This is a genomic window from Streptomyces carminius (assembly GCF_002794255.1).
In the GTDB taxonomy this organism is placed as follows: Bacteria; Actinomycetota; Actinomycetes; order Streptomycetales; family Streptomycetaceae; genus Streptomyces; species Streptomyces carminius.
This window is the reverse complement of the sequence record NZ_PGGW01000064.1, coordinates 1-16,644: the sequence shown is the minus strand read 5'-3', so window position 1 is coordinate 16,644 and position 16,644 is coordinate 1. Positions and strand designations below refer to the sequence as shown.

The window sequence follows — 16,644 nt, the reverse complement described above, 5'->3', positions numbered from 1 at the left end:
TGTCCGTGCGGCGTACCGCCGCGCGGACACGTGTGGACGGCGGCGGCCGCCCGGCACATCGCCGGGCGGCCGCCGCCGTTCGTGGTGCCGTTCGTGGTGCCGCCCGCGGTACGCGGGTCACTCCGTGGGGAGGCCGCCGAGCTCGCCGAGGTCGGACGGCAGGGTGCTCGGCAGGTCGCCGGTGCCGGTGGGGAGTTCGGTGGGGATCTCGACCCTGGTGAAGGTGTCGGTGGTGCCCGACTCCCAGGCGATCTCCAGCTTCCGGCCGTCGGCGCTCTCCACCGTTCCCCTGGTGCGCTCCTCGTCGCCGTCGGCGCAGGTGAGCGTGAAGGTCACCGGGTCGGCTCCGGTGTCCACCGGACCCGTGCAGGTCGACCGGCCGAGCAGGGCGGCCTGACCGTCGCCGACGCTCAGCACCAGGGCGTCCGAGCCGCTGGTGGTGGTCCAGTTGCCGTTCACCCCGCCGCTGTCCGCCGTCGGCTCGCCGCCGTCCGCGGTGGGGCCGGTGGACTCCCGGGCCGTCGGGCTCCTCTCCGGCTCGCCGGAGCCGCTGTCGCCACCGCCCGAGCAGCCCCCGGCCAGCAGCGCCGCGGCCAGGACGGCGGCCGCTCCCGCGCACCGTGCCGATGTCCGCACCTCGTCCCCCCTCCATGCGGCATACAAGTACACGCCAAGCTAGCAGGGGGTCGGGCCGCGGCGGCCGGGGCCCACGCCGTACGGGTGTCCCGCCGCCGCGGCCCGTCAGGCGGTGGCCGGAACGGCGGCGGCCGGGCCGGTGCGAGCCGGTCAGCGCGCCGGGTGGACGCGGCCGGACACCTCGCCCAGACCGATGCGGGAGCCCCCGGGACCCGGCGCCCAGGCGGTGATGACCACCTCGTCGCCGTCCGCCAGGAAGGTGCGCTCTCCGCCGGGCAGACCGAGCGGGTCGCGGCCGGACCAGGTCAGCTCCAGCAGACAGCCGCGCTGGTGGGGCTCGGGGCCGCTGACCGTGCCGGAGGCGAAGAGGTCGCCGGTGCGCAGCGAGGCGCCGCCCACGGTCAGATGGGCGAGCTGCTGGGCGGCCGTCCAGTACATGGCGGAGAACGGGGGCTCGGCGACGGTGTGCCCGTTGAGGGCGACGGAGAGCCGCAGATCCAGCCCGCAGGGCTCAGCGGCGGCGGAGTCGTCCAGGTAGTCCAGCAGCGGGTGGGAGCGCCCGGGCGGCTCGGTGCGGGCGGCGTCGAGGGCGTCGAGCGGGGTGATCCAGGCGGAGACGGAGGTCGCGAAGGACTTCCCCAGGAAGGGGCCCAGCGGAACGTACTCCCAGGCCTGGATGTCGCGCGCCGACCAGTCGTTGAGCAGGCAGACGCCGAAGACATGCTCCCGCAGGGCGGACTGCGGCACCGGTTCGCCGAGCCGGGAGGGCGTACCGACGACGAAGCCGACCTCGGCCTCGATGTCCAGCCGGCGGGTCGGGCCGAAGACGGGGGAGGTCTCGCCGGGGGCCCTGCGCTGGCCCCGCGGGCGGACGACGGGGGTGCCGGAGACCACGACCGTGCCGGCGCGGCCGTGGTAGCCGATCGGCAGGTGCTTCCAGTTCGGGGTGAGCGGCTCGCCGTCCGGGCGGAACATCCGCCCGACGTTGGAGGCGTGGTGCTCGCTGGCGTAGAAGTCGACGTAGTCGGCCACCTCGAAGGGCAGGTGGAGGGTGACGTCCTCGATCCGGATCAGGTTGTGGGTCAGGACGTCGGCGTGCGCCGGGTCGGTCAGCCACGAGCGCAGCTCGGCCCGTACCGCCTGCCAGACCGGGCGGCCCGCCGCCATCAGCGGGTTCAGGTTCGGCCGCTGGAGCAGCCCGGCGTGGGGCGAGCCGGCGGCGTCCGCCACCGCGCCCGCGTCCAGGACGTACCCGCCGTAGCGGACGCCGATCCGGCGCAGGTCCTGGTCGTCCTCGGTGGTGAAGACGCCGTAGGGCAGGTTGTCCGGACCGAAGAGGTCGTCCTCGGGCAGCGTGAGCGGGTGCGGCTCGGAGTGTGCTTCGGACATGGGTGAGGTGCCTCGCCTTCGAGGTTGTCGCCGGTCAGGGGCGCGATCAGGCTACGCGGTGGTGATCTCCGGAAGAAGCGGCCCGCGGTACGGCGCGGCCGCGGTTCCAAGGGGCGGCGATACCGGGGTACGCGGCGGCGGTGATCGCCCCGGGACCGGTTACGCTGCCAGGGATGATGCTGGGGACAGCGGCCGGACGGTGCGGGGACACACCGGGACGACCGCGACGAGCCGCGTGATCGGTCGCTGATCGTACGCAGACAGGAGTACTCCTCGTGACCGTCGTCGGGCCCTTCGGGCTGAGCGTGCGGGACAAGGCTCTGGAAGCCCATGTCCAGGCGGGGTTGGCGGCTGTCGAGGAAGGCCTCATCGATGCCACCAAGAGCGGCGTGCCCTTCATAACGGAAGCCGCGCGTCATCTGGTGCAGGCCGGCGGGAAGCGCTTCCGGCCGCTGCTGGTGATGCTGGCGTCGCGTTTCGGCGACCCGCACGCCCCGGGGGTGGTGCCCGCGGCGGTGGTGGTGGAGCTGACGCATCTGGCGACCCTCTACCACGACGACGTGATGGACGAGGCCGACGTACGGCGGGGCGTGCCCAGCGCGAACGCGCGCTGGGACAACTCGGTGGCCGTCCTCACCGGGGACTTCCTCTTCTCCCGGGCCTCGCGCATCCTGGCCGATCTGGGACCGGAGGCCGTCCGCATCCAGGCCGAGGCCTTCGAGCGGCTGGTGACCGGGCAGATCCTGGAGACGGCCGGGCCGCGCGAGGGCGACGATCCGGTCGCCCACTACCTGGAGGTGATCGCGGGCAAGACCGGTTCGCTGATCGCGGTGGCCGGCCGACTCGGTTCGCTGATGGCCGGTGCGGGTGAGGACGTCGTCGACATCCTCACCCAGTACGGGGAGCGGATCGGCACCGCCTTCCAGCTGGCGGACGACGTCCTCGACATCGCCAGTGACTCCCACGAGTCCGGCAAGACGCCGGGCACGGATCTGCGCGAGGGCATCGCGACCCTGCCGGTCCTCCATCTGCGGGCCCGTGCGACCCGGGACGGCCGGCCGGAGGACCTGGCCCTGTGCGCCCTGCTGGACGGCGATCTGACCGACGACGCGCGCCACGCGGAGGCGCTGGCGGCGCTCCGCGCCCACCCGGCGCTGGCGGAGGCGCGCCGCGACACGGTCCGCTATGCGGACGAAGCCCGTGCCACTCTCGGGCCGCTGCCGGACTGCGCGGCCAAGACGGCGCTCTCCTCCCTGTGCGACGCGGTGGTCCACCGCGCGGGCTGAGCCGCCCGGGGCATGCCCCGGCCCCGGCGCCGGGCCCGGCACCAGACCCCGGTGCCCGGGAGTTCTCCCAGGTCCGGACCGTTCACGGCGGTGAGCCGACCGGACCCCGGCCGACCCCGTACGCCCGTGGTGGCGCCGGGCGGCCCGGTCCCCCGCCCGCCGGGACGAGAGAAGCGCCCTCTTCTCATCCCGCGGTATCACACCGACTCGATCCCGTCGGTTGACGCCCTGTCCGGAGCAATCTGATGGGATGGAAACCGTCACCCCGCACCGGAATGGGTGAGAATGGCGGCCAGGGGTGGACGAGTGCGACACACGGGCGAACCGCCGTCGATCACGGAGGTATGGGCACACATGGCACAGACCCGATCCATCAAGAAGGCGCTGAGCTATGCCGTGCCGGTCACGGTGGCCGGAGCGGCGGCGGTGACCGTCGGACTCGTACCGGCGCTGGCGAACTCCGCCGGCGACCCCGACCTGCCGGAGGTCACCGCCGAGGAACTGGTGGCGAAAATCGCCGCATCGGAGACCGAGCAGCTGTCCGGCACGGTACGGATCAGCACCGACCTGGGACTTCCGGGTCTGGCCGGTCAGGCCATGGGCGGTGGCCCACGCGGTGGGAGCGGTGCGGAGGACGGGTCGGACGCCGATCCGCGGGCCAAGCTCATGGAGCTGGCCTCGGGCACCCACACCCTGCGGGTCGCCGTCGACGGACCGGACAGACAGCGGATCTCGGTCGTGGAGAAGGCCGCCGAGTACAGCATCGTCCACAACGGCAGGGACGTCTGGGCGTACGACAGTGCCGCCAACGCCGTCCACCACACCGTTCTCCCCGAGAAGAGCCCGCACGGGGACGGGGAGAGCGGTGCGGACGAGGACGGGAAGCGGGCCGGGGACGCCTCCGGGCTGGACGGGATCACCCCGCAGCAGGCCGCCCGGGAGGCACTCAAGGCGGTCGACGGCACCACCTCGGTCACCGTGGACGGCACGGCGAAGGTCGCCGGACAGGACGCCTACCGGCTGCTGATCAAGCCCAGGGCCTCGGAGAGCACGGTCGGGTCGGTGCGGATCGCGGTGGACGCGGACACCGGGGTGCCGCTGAAGTTCACCCTCACTCCGAAGAGCGGGGGCAAGGCCGTGTTCGACGTGGGCTTCGCCGACGTCGACTTCGCCAAGCCGGACGCCGACACCTTCGACTTCAAGCCGCCCAAGGGCGCGGAGGTCACCGAGGAGAGGCTCGACGGGGCGCGGGGCGGTGCCGGGGCCGAACGCCGCGGGGAGCCCCGGCCGGAGCACCGGGAGGGGAAGCACGGAGAAGAGGGCCGGGGTCTGCCCTCCGGGCTGGACCTCATCGGCGAGGGCTGGGGCACGGTCGTCCGGGCCGAGCTGCCGGGCGACGGCCCGCGGGCGGGCACCGGCGGCGCGGACTCCGCCGAGGCCGGTGAACTCCTCGACCGTTTCACCGACGAGGTGAAGGGCGACTTCGGTACCGGCCGGATCTTCAGTACCCGTCTCGTCAACGTACTGATCACCGACGACGGCACCGTGTACGCCGGCGCCGTCACCCGTGACGGCCTGGTCAGGGCCGCCGAGACCGCGGGCCCGGCCGACTGACCGGACCCTCGCCCGGCGCCGCCGGCCACCGGTGCGCCGCCGGTCCGGCGGCAGCACCGGGGTCGGCGGCGCACCGGCGCACCGAAACACCCGTCCGATCCCGGGGAGCACCATGCAGCCACCGCCCGTACCGGACACGTCCGTACCGGCACAGTCCGGAGCGGCGCCGTCCGGAGCGGCCCCGGTCGTCGAGACCCGCGGGCTCACCAAGCGGTACGGCGGCGGCCGGCCCGCCGTGGACGGTCTCGACCTGTCCGTGCCGCGGGGCAGCGTCTTCGGTTTCCTGGGTCCCAACGGCTCGGGGAAGACGACGACGATCCGGATGCTGCTCGGTCTGATCGAGCCCAGCGCCGGCAGCGCACGACTGCTCGGCGCGCCGATGCCCGGCGCGGCCCGGCAGGTGCTGCCGAAGGTGGGGGCGCTGATCGAGGGCCCGGCGCTGTACGGCTTCCTCTCCGGGCGCGACAACCTGCTGCGCTTCGACGCGGCCGACCCGACCGCCGACCCCCGCACCCGGGCCGCCCGGGTGGGGCGGGCCCTGGAGCGGGTGGGGCTCACGGCCGCCGCCCGCAAGAAGGCCCGGGCGTACTCGCTGGGCATGAAGCAGCGTCTCGGACTCGCCGCCGCGCTGCTGCAGCCGCGTGAGCTGCTGGTGCTGGACGAACCGACCAACGGACTGGACCCCCAGGGCATGCGGGAGATCCGTGCCCTCGTACGGGAACTCGCGGCGGACGGCACCACGGTCTTCCTCTCCTCTCATCTGCTGGACGAGGTCGAACAGGTCTGTACGCATGTGGCGGTGATGGCCGGCGGGCGGCTGGTCACCCAGGGACGGGCGACCGAGCTGGGGGCGGGTGTGCGAGGCCGGCTCGCGGTCACCACCCCCGACACCGCGGACGCCGCCCGTGTTCTGAAGGAGCACGGCCTCACCGAGCTGATCGTCGCCGACGACCGGATCACCGGTGAGCTGCCGACCGCCGACCCGCCCGATCCGGCCGACCTCAACGCCGCCCTGGTGCGTGCCGGAGTGCGGGTGCGGGCCTTCGGAACCGAGCGTGCCTCGCTGGAGGACGCTTTCGTGGCACTGACCGGAGAGGGTTTCGATGTCGCGGGCTGAGCCGGGGACGGAACCGCCGCGGTCCGGGGCGACGGGAGCAGGGATGTCAGGGGCCGGGATGTCAGGGGCCGGGATGCCGGGAACCGGGGCGGCAGGGGCCGGGACGGTGGAGGACGGGACACCCGCCGCTCCGTGCCGCCCCGGGCCGCTCTGGTCACTCGGCCTGTTCCGCAGCGAGCTGGGCATCACCTTCCGCCGCTGGCGGACCCTGGTACTGCTCGCCGTGCTGGCGGGTATCCCGCTGTTGGTCGGCATCGCCGTCAGGATCGAGACCGGCGACGGCGGAGCGGTCGGTGACGGCGGCGGTGAAGGGCCGGCGTTCATCGGCCAGATCACCAACAACGGCCTGTTCCTGGTCTTCACCGCCCTCGCCGCCACCCTGCCGTTCTTCCTCCCCATGGCGGTCGGAGTCGTCGCGGGCGACTCGGTGGCGGGGGAGGCGGGCGCGGGCACCCTGCGCTATCTGCTGGTCGCCCCCGCCGGACGCACCCGGCTGCTGCTCGCCAAGTTCACCGCCGTGCTGGTCTTCTGTCTGGCGGCGACACTGACCGTGGCGCTCTCCGCGCTGGCCGTGGGCGCCCTCCTCTTCCCTCTGGGGGACGTGACCCTGCTGTCCGGAACGGCCGTCCCCTTCACCGAGGGGCTGCTGAGGGCGCTGGCCATAGCGGTCGCGGTGGCCGCCTCACTGGCCGGTCTGGCGGCCCTGGGGCTGTTCGTCTCCACCCTCACCAACAGCGGGGTCGCCGCCATGGCCACCACCGTCGGTCTGCTGATCGCCGTGCAGATCGTCGACGCGATCCCGCAACTCGACATGGTCCACCCCTATCTCTTTCCCCACCACTGGATGTCCTTCGCGGACCTTCTGAGGGATCCCGTCTACTGGGACGACCTGCTGGACAACCTCGGCCTCCAGGGGCTGTACGTGGCCGTCTTCGGCTCCGCCGCCTGGGCCCGCTTCGCCAACCGGGACATCACGGTCTGATCAGGGGCCGCCCCGGAGGGAACAGCCGGTGGTCGGGGGACGGGAGAAGCGGCGGGAGTCATGCCACGCAGAACTCGTTCCCCTCCGGATCCGCCATGACGGTCCACTCCCCGCCGGGCTCCTTCACCCGCCGTATGACGGCCGCTCCCAGCTCCGTGAGCCGTGCCACCGTCTCCGTACGCCGCCCGGGGCCGGCATGGACGTCGATGTGCAGGCGGTTCTTGCCCTCCTTGGGCTCCGGCACCCGAAGGAAGAGCAGCCGCCGGCCCAGCCCCGTGCCGCTCGACTCCTCGACCGGATCCTGCGGGTGACGTGCGGCCGCCGCGTGGCGCCAGACCCGGCGTCCGTGGTGCTCCATGAGGAAGTCCTCCCCGATCGCGCCGGAGCCGAGCAGTCGCTCGATCAGGACGCCGTGGTCCTCCACCTCGTAGCCCAGGGCCGCCCCCCAGAAGTCGGCCTGCCGGTGCGGATCCGCGCAGTCGACCACGAGCTTCCAGCCGAGCACCTCCCGTGCTCCGTCCGCTGTGCCCGCCTCGTCCACCGCGCCTGCCTCGTCCACCGTGACTGCCGTGTCTGCCATGTCCTGCCCCTCTCCCGTACCGTCCCGGAGCTTCCGCCGGAATCACGGCTCCGTCGGCCCCCGATCTCCTGTAACTGTTTATAGTGGTTACATGAGAGAGCCCGCAACGGGTCTGGTGCTGCACTCACCCGAAGGAGTGCCCTACCGCTTCGACCCCGGAGCGCTGTGCCTGGAGCTGCTGCCCACGGGCGGATCGGCGAGGTACCCCCGCCACGAGGTGCTGCGCGAGCCGGCGAACCTGGCGGTCTGGGCCGCCCGGTCCCGGCTGCGCCCCTCGCCCTCGGTCGCGGTGACGGAGGCGGAGCTGGCCGCGGCCAGGGAGCTGCGGGCCGCGCTGTGGCGGATGGCCGTGGACCAGGCGCACGGCCGGGTGCCGCGCGAGGCCGACGTGGCGGTGGTCAACGCCACCGCCGCAGGCCCTCCGCTGCCCCCGAGACTGCTGCGCGCGGACGGACGGCGGGGTGGCGGCGCGGGCTGGAGCCGGGACTGGGGGCCGGCCGCGACGGGCGCACGGCTGCTCTCGACGGTGGCACGCGACGCGGTCGACCTGTTCGGCGGCCCGTACGCCCACCGGATACGGGAGTGTGCCGCCGACGGCTGCCACCTGGTCTTCGTGGACACCTCACGACCCGGCCGCCGCCGGTGGTGCTCGATGGAGCGCTGCGGCAACCGCCACAAGGTCCGGGCCCTGCGCGCCCGGCGGGAGGGCGAAGAGGAGTGAGGAACGCGTCCGCGGGACGCACCGCACGGGACGGCGGGGGAGCGGTCGGCCGGCACCGGCGAGCACGCGCTGCCGGAGCGGACACCGGCGGAGGGGGTCCGGTCCGCTCGGGGCCGGACGGGACGGTTCGGACGGGACGGGCCCGGTGAGTCGCGCGAGCCGGTGCGGTGGGCGCCCGCGGGCGCCCACCGCACCGGCGGGGCGAACGGCCGGAACGGTCAGAAGTCGAGCCACCAGCCGGCGAGGTGGCCGGTGTCCTGCCGGTAGGCGTCCCGGACCCGGAGCTTCCAGACGCCCGCGGCCGGCCCGGCGGAGGCGTCGACCGTGTAGGTGGTGGTCAGGTCGTCGCCCGAGTCGAAGTCCGCGCTCCTCAGCCGTGTGATGCCGCCGTTCGGAGCCACCAGGTCGACGACGAGGTCGCCGCGGTAGCTGTGCCTGATGTCGACACCGACCCGCAGTTCGTCCGGGGCCTTGCCGGTCAGGCCGGTGACGGAGATCGGGGACTCCACGGCGGGGCCGCCGTCGGGTATGGCCAGGTCCTCGGTGTTCTCGAACACCCGGCCGGGTTCGTTGACGCCGGTGCCGAGCGTCCACACCGCATGGGCCAGGGCGTCGCTGTTGCGGTCCAGCGCGGTGTCGTCGATGTTGGCCTCGGTATCGCAGGCGGAGTGGTAGCAGGGGTCGAACGCCTGCCCCGCGGTGCCGCCCCACTTCTGTGCCTGGGCGGCGGTCTTGGTCCGTCCGGCACCGGTGAACAGACCGCCGACGGGTATGCCCGCGTCGGCGAACGGAGCGTGGTCCGAGCGTCCGTCGGCCTCGGTCGAGATCTCGGTGGGCACGCCCGCCGCCGCGAACCAGTCCTGGAAGACCCCCTCGATCCGCGGATCGTCGTCGTAGACGAAGTAGCCCGCGTTGGGCGAGCCGATCATGTCGAAGTTGAGATAGCCGCTGATCCTCGACCGTTCCGCGGCGGAGAGGCCGCCGACGTAGTGCCGCGAGCCGAGCATGCCCAGTTCCTCGGCTCCCCACCAGACGAACCGCAGGTGCTTGTCCGGCTGGAACCCGGTGCGGGCCACGGCCAGCGCGGTCTCCAGGACGGCGGCGGAGCCGGAGCCGTTGTCGTTGAGGCCCGCGCCTCCGGCGACCGAGTCCAGATGGGCTCCGGCCATGAGGACCTCGTCGGGACTGCCGCCGGGCCAGTCGGCGATCAGGTTGTAGCCGGTGGTGCCGCCGGCGGTGAACGGCTGTACGGAGGTGGTGTAGCCGGCGGCGTCCAGTTCGCTCCTGAGGTGGTCGAGTGCGGCGCGGTAGCCGGGGGTGCCGTGGGCGCGGTTGCCGCCGTTGGCCGTGGCGATCGACTGGAGCCGCGACAGCCGGTCCTTGACGGCGGAGAGCGCGATGTCCGGCGCCTCGGTGGCCGGTGCGGCGCCGGAGGAGGTGGATCCGGCCGAGGCGAGAGCGGTGGACGCGGTGGGGGGCCCGGCCGTGAGCACGCCGGCCGTGGCGGCCGGGGCTGACGTGACGAGCAGCCCGGCCGCCAGCACGCCGGCCGCGGCGGCCCGGCGGCCGGGGCGGCGCGGAGGGGTTCTCGGGGGAAGCCGCCGGGCGGAGCGGATGAACATCGATGCCTCCTGTGGGGGGACGAGGTGGGCATGATGTTGAGGGGACGCCGACACACCGTCAAGGGCGCGGCCCGGACGTTCCTCACCGAATATCGGGCAAGGTGGGACGGGATGCCACCCGGGCCCGGGCGGTGGCCCGCCGCACCCGGGTGCGGCGGGGCGTCCGTTACGCCTTTCGGGTGAGCTCCCCGGCCGTTCCGTCCGGCCGGGCCGACGCGGGGCCCGGCTGCTTCCCGGCTGTGGCCGCCGGGACCGACGGGGTCGCGGCGGCCGCCGCGGCGGCGGCGCGCAGCCGTACCCGCGAGCGGCGCGCGGTGTGCAGGGCGTCCCAGGTCAGCAGGCACAGCGCCGCCCAGACGAGGACGAAGCCCGCCCACCGCTCGGGCGGCATCGCCTCGTCGAAGGCCAGCAGCCCCAGCAGGAACATCGAGACGGGCGCCAGGTACTGCAGCAGTCCGATCGTGGACAGCGGCAGCCGTACGGCCGCCGCGCCGAAGAAGATCAGCGGCAGCGCGGTGGCCAGTCCGGCGAAGGAGAGCAGCAGCGTGTGACCGGGGCCCTCGGCGGCGAAGGTGGCCTCTCCCCGGGCGCCCAGGAAGACCAGCACTCCGACGGCGGGCAGGAACTGCACGGCCGTCTCGGCGCCGAAGCCCGCCACGCCGTCCAGCCCGATGCGCTTCTTGAGCAGTCCGTAGAGGGCGAAACTGACGGCCAGGGTGAGCGACACCCAGGGCACCCGGCCATAGGCGAAGGCCATCACCGCCACCGCCGCCACTCCGATGCCCACGGCCCCCCACTGGGCCGGACGCAGCCGCTCGCGCAGCAGCAGGACGCCGAAGGCGATGGATATGAGCGGGTTGATGAAGTACCCGAGCGAGGCCTCGAGGACCTTGTCGACCGTGACCGCCCAGATGAACAGGCCCCAGTTGACCGAGATCAGGGTGGCCGCCAGGACGACCAGGGCGAGCCTGCGCGGTTCGCGCAGCAGCGGCCCCACCCACGACCAGCGGCGCAGCAGGACCAGGATGACCAGGGCGGTGGGCAGCGACCACGCCATCCGGTGGGCCAGGACCTCCAGGGCGCCGGCGGGCTCCAGCACGTGCCAGTACAGCGGGAGCAGCCCCCACATTCCGTAGGCGGCGAAGCCGAACAACAGACCTGTGCGGTGCTCGCCGTGCGACTCCAAGGCTCCTCCTCCGGACTGGCGGCCGGCCCCGGTGGGCCGACCCGATGAAGGTAACGCTCCGCGCCGCTGCTGTCATTTCCGTTTCGCCATACGGTCCTGACGTTTGATGCGTCGCCCGCCTCCCCGGCGTACGTCCGTAAAACCCGCGCCCCCTGAGAATTGTGTGCGCCCGCAACTGAACACCTTCCGGCTTCCGCCCGTATCCGTTCGTGAGCGCATCCGTACGCCCGCGTGCGGACGGACGTTGTGGTCATTCCTCATGACGGAGAGCGACCATGGGTGATACCAGCCGGATGGCTTCACCACCTTCTCCCCGGGAGAAGGTGTTCCAGCTCAGCGGCCGTTCCGTCCATGCCGCGCGGGAGTTCGTCGGGGAGGTGCTGGACGACTGGGGTGTGACGGAGCGCGAGGAGGATGTACGGCTGTGCGTGTCGGAACTGGCCACGAACGCCGTGCGTCACGGCATGCCGTCCGGTGACTGCTTCCGCGTACGGCTGACGGTGCCGAGGCGGGGCGTCCTGCGGATGGAGGTCCGGGACCGGGGCGTGGGGCGCCCGTGCGTCCGCCGGCCGGGACTGCACGAGGAGGGCGGGCGCGGGCTGCTGCTGGTGGGCGCGCTCGCCGACGCCTGGGGCGTCGGCGGACGGGCGCCCGGGGAGCCGGGGAAGACCGTGTGGTGCGAGTTCGAGCTCAAGCCGGCCGGGGAGCCCGAGCCCGAGTCCGGGCCCGGTCCCGGACTCGAACCCGGGCCCCGGGCCGGCGCCGGTCCGCCGGACACGGCACGGGGAGGGCCGGTCCCGTTCGGCGGGACCGGCCCTCCCCGTGAACGCCGGACGTGAACGCCGGGCGGTGCGCCCGGCCGCCGGATCAGCCCAGGACCGTCCAGGTGTCGTTGCCGGCGAGCAGTGCGCCGAGGTCGCCCTTGCCCCGCTGCTCCACGGCCTTCTCCAGCTGGTCCGACATCAGGGTGTCGTAGACCGGGCGGTCCACGTCGCGCAGTACCCCGATCGGTGTGTGGTGCAGGGTGTCGGCGTCGGCGAGCCGGGAGAGGGCGAAGGCGGTGGTCGGGGAGGCGGCGTGGGCGTCGTGCACCAGCACGCCGCCGGTCCCCTCCGCCGTCACGTCCACGACCCGCAGGTCGCCGGTGGCCGGGTCGCGGACGACGCCCTTGGAGCCCAGCCCGTCCTCCGCGGGCGCGCCGAAGCGGATGGGCTGCCCGTGCTCCAGCCGGATCACCGCCTCCTGCGCCCGCTCCTTGTCCTTCAGCGCGTCGAAGGCGCCGTCGTTGAAGATGTTGCAGTTCTGGTAGATCTCCACCAGGGCGGTGCCCGGGTGGTCGGCGGCGGCCCGCAGCACGCTCGTGAGGTGCTTGCGGTCGGAGTCCACGGTGCGGGCCACGAAGGACGCCTCCGCGCCCAGGGCGAGGGAGACGGGGTTGAAGGGCGCGTCCAGGGAGCCCATCGGCGTCGACTTGGTGATCTTGCCGACCTCGGAGGTGGGGCTGTACTGGCCCTTGGTGAGCCCGTAGATCCGGTTGTTGAACAGCAGGATCTTCAGGTTGACGTTGCGGCGCAGGGCGTGGATGAGGTGGTTGCCGCCGATGGACAGCGCGTCGCCGTCGCCGGTGACGACCCACACGCTCAGGTCCTGCCGGGAGGCGGCCAACCCGGTGGCGATGGCCGGGGCGCGCCCGTGGATGGAGTGCATCCCGTAGGTGTTCATGTAGTACGGGAAGCGGGAGGAGCAGCCGATGCCGGAGACGAAGACGATGTTCTCCTTCGCCAGCCCGAGCTCGGGCATGAAGCCCTGCACGGCGGCCAGGACGGCGTAGTCGCCGCAGCCGGGGCACCAGCGGACCTCCTGGTCGGACTTGAAGTCCTTCATGGTCTGCTTGCCGTCGGCCTTGGGGACCAGGGAGAGCGCCTGGTACGCCGGGTTCGGCGCGGACGCGGGCGCCTCCGCCGCGGTCTCAGCCATCGAGGGCCTCCTTCAGAACGGTGGCGAGTTGCTCGGCCTTGAACGGCAGGCCGGTCACCTGCGTGTGGGACCGGGCGTCGACCAGGTACCTGGCACGCAGCAGGGTGGCGAGCTGCCCGAGGTTCATCTCGGGCACGACCACCTTGTCGTAGCGCTTCAGCACCTCGCCGAGATTCCCGGGGAACGGGTTGAGATGGCGCAGATGGGTCTGGGCGACCTTCTCCCCGGCGGCGCGCAGCCGGCGCACCGCCGCGGTGATCGGCCCGTACGTCGAGCCCCAGCCCAGCACCAGCAGCCGGGCGTCCCCGTCCGGGTCGTCCACGACGGCGTCCGGTACCTCGATGCCGTCCACCTTGGCCTGGCGGGTGCGGACCATGAAGTCGTGGTTGGCCGGGTCGTAGGAGATGTTGCCCGTGCCGTCCTGCTTCTCGATGCCGCCGATGCGGTGCTCCAGGCCCGGGGTGCCCGGCACCGCCCAGGGGCGGGCCAGGGTCTGCGGGTCGCGCTTGTACGGCCAGAAGACCTCGGTGCCGTCGGCGGTGGTGTGGTTGGGCCCGGAGGCGAAGCGCACCGCCAGGTCGGGCAGCTCGTCCGGTTCCGGGACGCGCCAGGGCTCGGAGCCGTTGGCCAGGTAGCCGTCGGAGAGCAGGAACACCGGGGTGCGGTAGGCCAGCGCGATCCGGGCGGCGTCCAGGGCGGCGGTGAAGCAGTCGCCGGGGGTGGCCGGGGCCACGATCGGCACCGGGGCCTCGCCGTTGCGCCCGTACATCGCCTGCAGCAGGTCGGCCTGCTCGGTCTTGGTGGGCAGCCCGGTGGAGGGGCCGCCGCGCTGGATGTCCACGATCAGCAGCGGCAGTTCCAGGGAGACGGCCAGGCCGATGGTCTCGCTCTTCAGCGCGACGCCGGGACCGGAGGTGGTGGTCACGGCCAGCGATCCGCCGAAGGCGGCGCCCAGCGCGGCGCCGATGCCGGCGATCTCGTCCTCGGCCTGGAAGGTGCGCACGCCGAAGTTCTTGTGCTTGCTCAGCTCGTGCAGGATGTCCGAGGCCGGGGTGATCGGGTACGAGCCGAGGAACAGCGGCAGGTCCGCCTGCTGAGACGCGGCGACCAGTCCGTAGGACAGCGCCAGGTTGCCGGAGATGTTGCGGTAGGTGCCCGCGGGGAAGGCCGCCGAGGCGGGGGCCACCTCGTAGGAGACGGCGAAGTCCTCGGTGGTCTCGCCGAAGTTCCAGCCCGCCCGGAAGGCGGTGACGTTCGCCTCGGCCACCTCCGGCTTCTTGGCGAACTTCTTCCGCAGGAAGGATTCGGTGCTCTGGGTGGGCCGGTGGTACATCCAGCTCAGCAGGCCCAGCGCGAACATGTTCTTCGCCCGCTCGGCGTCCCGGCGGGCCAGCCCGGACTCCTTCAGCGCCTCCAGCGTCAGCGTGGTCAGCGGCACCGGGTGGACCCGGTACGCCTCCAGCGAGCCGTCCTCCAGCGGGTTGGCCGTGTAGCCGACCTTGGCCATGGCCCGCTTGGAGAACTCGTCGGTGTTGACGATGAGCTCCGCGCCCCGCGGCAGGTCGGCGAGGTTCGCCTTCAGCGCGGCCGGGTTCATCGCCACCAGCACGTTCGGCGCGTCGCCGGGGGTGAGGATGTCGTGGTCGGCGAAGTGCAGCTGGAACGAGGAGACGCCCGGCAGGGTGCCGGCCGGGGCCCGGATCTCGGCCGGGAAGTTCGGCAGCGTGGACAGGTCGTTGCCGAACGACGCCGTCTCGGAGGTGAACCGGTCACCGGTCAGCTGCATGCCGTCGCCGGAGTCGCCGGCGAAGCGGATGACGACCCGCTCCAGGCGCCGGACCTCCTTGGCCGTCGAGCCGGGCGGGCGCTGCTGGTCGGTGGGGTTGCTGACCTGGCTGGTCACTGGACGGGACCTCCCTTGAGGCGTCGGCTCGTCAGCCATCGTACGTGGGTAAGGGTGACCTTCCTGCCGCCGATCGCATGCTGGACGGTCAAATGAGACGACACCCACAGCGGGCGTTCTGTTCCGGCCACCCGGCCGTGAAGGGCGCCCTCCCGCCGCCCGGCGGCGTCCCCGGCGCCGCCGGGCGGCGCCCTACGACCTGAGGTAGGTCAGCACCGCCAGCACCCGGCGGTGGTCGCCGTCGCTCTGCGCGAGCCCCAGCTTCATGAAGATGTTGCTGATGTGCTTCTCCACCGCGCCGTCGCTGACCACGAGCTGCCGGGCGATCGCGGAGTTCGTACGGCCCTCCGCCATCAGCCCCAGCACCTCGCGCTCCCGCGGGGTGAGCCCCGCCAGCACGTCCTGCTTGCGGCTGCGGCCCAGCAGCTGCGCGACCACCTCCGGGTCGAGCGCGGTGCCGCCCCGGGCCACCCGGACCACCGCGTCGACGAACTCGCGCACCTCGGCCACCCGGTCCTTCAGCAGATAGCCCACGCCCCGGCTGGACCCGGCCAGCAGCTCGGTGGCGTACTGCTCCTCGACGTACTGCGACAACACCAGCACCGCCAGGTCCGGGTGGCCGGCGCGCAGCCGGATGGCCGCCCGCAGCCCCTCGTCGGTGTGCGTCGGCGGCATCCGTACGTCCGCCACCACCACGTCCGGCAGCTCCCCGGCGTCGGCCAGTTCACCGACGACCTTCACCAGCGCCTCACCGTCGCCGACACCCGCGACGACCTCGTGACCCCGGTCGCTCAGGAGGCGGGTCAGGCCCTCCCGGAGCAGCACCGAGTCCTCGGCGATGACCACCCGCACCTTGTTCTCCCTGTCCACCACGGTCCCCTGCCCCCAACAGTCCGGAGTTCCGGCCCCAGCATCCCAGGGTCCGGGCTCCGGTGGGGGGCGGGTCGTGCGGACGGGTCGTGTGAACGGGTTGCGCGGACGGGTGGGGACGCGGCGTGCCGCGGGGCGGTCAGGTCCGCCAGGGGAGTTCGGCGGTGATGGTGGTGGGTCCGCCGGTGGGGGAGTCGAGGAGGAGGAGTCCGTCGACGGAGTCGAGGCGTTCGGTGAGTCCGGACAGTCCGGTGCCGCCTTCGGTGGTGGCGCCGCCGTGGCCGTTGTCGGTGATCTGGATGAGGAGGCGGTCGTCGGTGCGCCAGAGGTCGACGGTGGCGTGGGTGGCGTGGCTGTGTTTGCTGATGTTCTGGAGGAGTTCGGAGACGGTGAAGTAGGCGATGCCTTCGATGGCGGGGGCGGGGCGGGTGGGCAGGTCGGTGGTGATGGTGGTGGGGACGGTGCAGCGGGCGGCGAGGTTGGACAGGGCGGGGCCCAGGCCGCGGTCGGTGAGGATGGCGGGGTGGATGCCGCGGGCGAGGTCGCGGAGTTCGGCGAGGGCGAGTTTCACTTCGCCGTGGGCCTCGTCGACCATTTTGGCGGCTGTTTCGGGGTCTGCGGGGAGTTTTTCCTTGGCGAGGCCGAGGCCCATGGCGAGGGCGACGAGGCGGGCCTGGGCGCCGTCGTGGAGGTCGCGTTCGATGCGGCGCAGGTCGGCGGAGGCGGTGTCGGTCACCGTCCGCCGGTCCGACTCCAGCTCC

The 16,644-nt window shown here is 73.1% G+C and carries 15 protein-coding genes; 6 read left to right on the top strand and 9 right to left on the bottom strand.

Annotation, left to right across the window (positions count from 1 at the left end):
- Window positions 1-117: 117 nt before the first annotated feature.
- Window positions 118-636: a hypothetical protein gene (locus CUT44_RS22410; protein ID WP_100203736.1), complete on the bottom strand. Its 519-nt coding sequence runs from the start codon at window positions 634-636 to the stop codon at window positions 118-120.
- Between the two features lie 150 nt (window positions 637-786).
- Window positions 787-2,025: a fumarylacetoacetase gene (fahA, locus tag CUT44_RS22405; protein ID WP_100203735.1), complete on the bottom strand. Its 1,239-nt coding sequence runs from the start codon at window positions 2,023-2,025 to the stop codon at window positions 787-789.
- A 275-nt stretch (window positions 2,026-2,300) separates the two neighbouring features.
- On the opposite strand from fahA, the gene CUT44_RS22400 reads away from it, so the two are divergent.
- The 4 genes from CUT44_RS22400 to CUT44_RS22385 all read left to right on the top strand — a co-directional run bounded on the left by CUT44_RS22400 (window position 2,301) and on the right by CUT44_RS22385 (window position 7,024).
- On the top strand, window positions 2,301-3,311 hold the full coding sequence (locus CUT44_RS22400; protein WP_100203734.1) for a polyprenyl synthetase family protein: 1,011 nt from the start codon (window positions 2,301-2,303) through the stop codon (window positions 3,309-3,311).
- 354 nt (window positions 3,312-3,665) lie between these two features.
- Window positions 3,666-4,925, top strand: a complete 1,260-nt coding sequence (locus tag CUT44_RS22395) for a LolA family protein (RefSeq protein ID WP_100203733.1) — start codon at window positions 3,666-3,668, stop codon at window positions 4,923-4,925.
- A 112-nt stretch (window positions 4,926-5,037) separates the two neighbouring features.
- Window positions 5,038-6,042 (top strand): ABC transporter ATP-binding protein, encoded by a 1,005-nt coding sequence (locus CUT44_RS22390; RefSeq protein ID WP_100203805.1) that lies wholly within the window; start codon window positions 5,038-5,040, stop codon window positions 6,040-6,042.
- 73 nt (window positions 6,043-6,115) lie between these two features.
- Window positions 6,116-7,024 carry an ABC transporter permease gene (locus tag CUT44_RS22385; RefSeq protein WP_100203732.1) on the top strand — a complete coding sequence of 303 codons (909 nt, stop codon included), beginning with the start codon at window positions 6,116-6,118 and terminating at the stop codon, window positions 7,022-7,024.
- Between the two features lie 58 nt (window positions 7,025-7,082).
- Here CUT44_RS22385 and CUT44_RS22380 read toward each other — a convergent pair whose 3' ends face one another.
- Complete coding sequence (locus tag CUT44_RS22380) at window positions 7,083-7,604, bottom strand: VOC family protein (protein ID WP_158239647.1); 522 nt, start codon at window positions 7,602-7,604, stop codon at window positions 7,083-7,085.
- A gap of 91 nt (window positions 7,605-7,695) precedes the next feature.
- On the opposite strand from CUT44_RS22380, the gene CUT44_RS22375 reads away from it, so the two are divergent.
- The gene (locus CUT44_RS22375) at window positions 7,696-8,325 is read left to right on the top strand and encodes a CGNR zinc finger domain-containing protein (RefSeq protein ID WP_100203731.1); all 630 of its coding nucleotides are present in this window, start codon (window positions 7,696-7,698) and stop codon (window positions 8,323-8,325) included.
- 218 nt (window positions 8,326-8,543) lie between these two features.
- On the opposite strand, the gene CUT44_RS22370 is transcribed toward CUT44_RS22375, so the two are convergent.
- Window positions 8,544-9,947 (bottom strand): M20/M25/M40 family metallo-hydrolase, encoded by a 1,404-nt coding sequence (locus CUT44_RS22370; RefSeq protein WP_100203730.1) that lies wholly within the window; start codon window positions 9,945-9,947, stop codon window positions 8,544-8,546.
- Window positions 9,948-10,113: 166 nt separating this feature from the next.
- Window positions 10,114-11,133, bottom strand: a complete 1,020-nt coding sequence (rarD, locus tag CUT44_RS22365; RefSeq protein ID WP_100203729.1) for an EamA family transporter RarD — start codon at window positions 11,131-11,133, stop codon at window positions 10,114-10,116.
- 275 nt (window positions 11,134-11,408) lie between these two features.
- Between rarD and CUT44_RS22360 the strand changes: the two genes are divergently transcribed.
- The gene (locus CUT44_RS22360) at window positions 11,409-11,972 is read left to right on the top strand and encodes an ATP-binding protein (RefSeq protein WP_100203728.1); all 564 of its coding nucleotides are present in this window, start codon (window positions 11,409-11,411) and stop codon (window positions 11,970-11,972) included.
- 28 nt (window positions 11,973-12,000) lie between these two features.
- Here the strand turns inward: CUT44_RS22360 and CUT44_RS22355 are convergent, their stop codons facing one another.
- From CUT44_RS22355 to CUT44_RS22340, 4 genes are all read right to left on the bottom strand, one after another.
- The gene (locus tag CUT44_RS22355; RefSeq protein WP_100203727.1) at window positions 12,001-13,110 is read right to left on the bottom strand and encodes a 2-oxoacid:ferredoxin oxidoreductase subunit beta; all 1,110 of its coding nucleotides are present in this window, start codon (window positions 13,108-13,110) and stop codon (window positions 12,001-12,003) included.
- The gene (locus CUT44_RS22350) at window positions 13,103-15,013 is read right to left on the bottom strand and encodes a 2-oxoacid:acceptor oxidoreductase subunit alpha (protein ID WP_233221574.1); all 1,911 of its coding nucleotides are present in this window, start codon (window positions 15,011-15,013) and stop codon (window positions 13,103-13,105) included. Before CUT44_RS22350 ends, CUT44_RS22355 begins: the two co-directional genes overlap by 8 nt.
- A gap of 192 nt (window positions 15,014-15,205) precedes the next feature.
- Window positions 15,206-15,865, bottom strand: a complete 660-nt coding sequence (locus CUT44_RS22345; RefSeq protein WP_100203803.1) for a response regulator transcription factor — start codon at window positions 15,863-15,865, stop codon at window positions 15,206-15,208.
- A 157-nt stretch (window positions 15,866-16,022) separates the two neighbouring features.
- Window positions 16,023-16,644: sensor histidine kinase (locus CUT44_RS22340; protein ID WP_233221573.1), on the bottom strand; the 622-nt coding region annotated here is incomplete at its 5' end.

Coding starts and splice junctions, on each gene's coding strand:
- CUT44_RS22395 (WP_100203733.1), top strand. CDS start 3,666: ATGGCACAGACCCGATCCATCAAGAAGGCGCTGAGCTATGCCGTGCCG.
- CUT44_RS22370 (WP_100203730.1), bottom strand. CDS start 9,947: ATGTTCATCCGCTCCGCCCGGCGGCTTCCCCCGAGAACCCCTCCGCGC.
- fahA (WP_100203735.1), bottom strand. CDS start 2,025: ATGTCCGAAGCACACTCCGAGCCGCACCCGCTCACGCTGCCCGAGGAC.
- CUT44_RS22380 (WP_158239647.1), bottom strand. CDS start 7,604: ATGGCAGACACGGCAGTCACGGTGGACGAGGCAGGCGCGGTGGACGAG.
- CUT44_RS22390 (WP_100203805.1), top strand. CDS start 5,038: ATGCAGCCACCGCCCGTACCGGACACGTCCGTACCGGCACAGTCCGGA.
- CUT44_RS22360 (WP_100203728.1), top strand. CDS start 11,409: ATGGGTGATACCAGCCGGATGGCTTCACCACCTTCTCCCCGGGAGAAG.
- CUT44_RS22355 (WP_100203727.1), bottom strand. CDS start 13,110: ATGGCTGAGACCGCGGCGGAGGCGCCCGCGTCCGCGCCGAACCCGGCG.
- CUT44_RS22375 (WP_100203731.1), top strand. CDS start 7,696: ATGAGAGAGCCCGCAACGGGTCTGGTGCTGCACTCACCCGAAGGAGTG.
- CUT44_RS22385 (WP_100203732.1), top strand. CDS start 6,116: ATGCCGGGAACCGGGGCGGCAGGGGCCGGGACGGTGGAGGACGGGACA.